The following is a 1,495-nucleotide window of genomic DNA, read 5'->3' on the forward strand; positions in this document are numbered from 1 at the left end:
GGCTGACCAGGTAGAGGGATAGTCGACTGCTGCTTCAATCAGCATGCGAACGGCGCGTTCTTTAATCTCAGGAGTGTAGTTTCGTGTTTTCATTGTCGTATTCTCTCAGAATGTTAAGTCTCCGACAATCCCGGGGCGGTTCATATCCACATGACATGGGTTAGAGCTATAACTGGTCGATTAGAGAGTCGCATTCGTTATTCTTCTGGGATTTCTTATAATACATTTCCTATACCTAATATTAGTTCAGGAAAACTAGCTCAACTAGAGATTGCAGCCCTTAATATCATTGAAGCTCGCGAAAGTTATTCAGAGCTAAATTTAGGAGACATGTATGATCCCAAAAAGATGCCTGATGAGGTGCGAAAAGCTCATGAAGAAAATGATAAGTTAGTTGATAGTCTTTATTCCTCTAAGGGCTTTAGCAATGACACAGAGAGGTTAGAGTGCTTGTTTTCACAGTATAAAAAAATAACAGGATGTCAAAGTGCCTAATTTAATACATTTCGAATACGCTCAAACAGGCGCTAGCTCAAACGAAAACTCTATGGGTATGCGATCAATGCAAGCACGAGCCTATGCTGCTAGAGGTAGCCAATACCTATTGCTAAAAGCGCCGCCTGCATCAGGTAAATCACGCGCGCTCATGTTCTTGGCACTGGATAAGCTACATAATCAAGGCATTAAAAAAGCCATTGTAGCGGTGCCAGAGCGATCTATTGGCGGGTCGTTTAGCTCTACAGAATTAAGTAAGTATGGTTTCTTTTGTGATTGGGAGATTGATGATAACAACAATCTATGCATTCCTGGTGGTGAAAGCAGTAAGGTCAAAGCGTTTAAGCGTTTTATGGCAAGCGATGACGAGATATTGATTTGTACACACGCTACCTTACGTTTTGCCTTTCAGGAAATAGAAGATAGCGTGTTTAATGACTGTTTGCTCGCTATTGACGAATTTCATCATGTGTCTGCCGATGGCGATAACGTCTTAGGTGGTGTGTTGCGTAGCATCATGGCAAATACCAATGCCCATATCGTCGCTATGACAGGCTCATACTTCCGTGGCGATAGCATCCCTGTGCTGACACCTGAAGATGAAGCTCAGTTTGATAAGGTTTCTTTTAACTATTATGAGCAGCTCAATGGTTATAACTATCTAAAGTCACTTGGTATTGGCTATCACTTTTATCAGGGTCGCTATACTGATGTCATTCATGAAGTGCTCAACTCAGAAGAGAATTATGGCAAAAAAACCATTATTCATATACCAAACGTCAACTCGGGTGAATCAACCAAAGAAAAATATGATGAGGTAGATGCTATTCTTGAAGTGCTGGGTGAGGCAGGAAAGAGGGACCCTGAAACAGGCGTTATTCCTGTAACAAGGCCTGATGGAACGGTCATTAAGGTCGCAGATTTAGTCGAAGAAAACGACCGAGATATTATCCAAAATTATTTACGTAATATGAATCACGTAGACGATATGGATATCATT

The 1,495-nt window shown here is 41.4% G+C and carries 2 protein-coding genes and 1 pseudogene; 2 read left to right on the forward strand and 1 reads right to left on the reverse strand.

Translation table 11 applies throughout. The features are described from left to right. Nucleotides 1–93, reverse strand: a pseudogene (locus tag ACT3SX_RS15020) (adenylosuccinate lyase); the annotation flags it as partial. Between the two features lie 57 nt (nucleotides 94–150). Between ACT3SX_RS15020 and ACT3SX_RS15025 the strand changes: the two are divergent. Together ACT3SX_RS15025 and ACT3SX_RS15030 are read left to right on the forward strand one after the other, a co-directional pair. Then, nucleotides 151–495, forward strand: a complete 345-nt coding sequence (locus tag ACT3SX_RS15025; RefSeq protein WP_444761830.1) for a type IIL restriction-modification enzyme MmeI — start codon at nucleotides 151–153, stop codon at nucleotides 493–495. Then, the coding region (locus tag ACT3SX_RS15030) for a DEAD/DEAH box helicase (protein ID WP_444761831.1) at nucleotides 488–1,495 on the forward strand (1,008 nt) is incomplete at its 3' end. The genes ACT3SX_RS15025 and ACT3SX_RS15030, both read left to right, overlap by 8 nt.

Origin of the sequence: Psychrobacter sp. AOP31-B2-9, assembly GCF_052378005.1 — a bacterium.
Taxonomy (GTDB): domain Bacteria; phylum Pseudomonadota; class Gammaproteobacteria; order Pseudomonadales; family Moraxellaceae; genus Psychrobacter.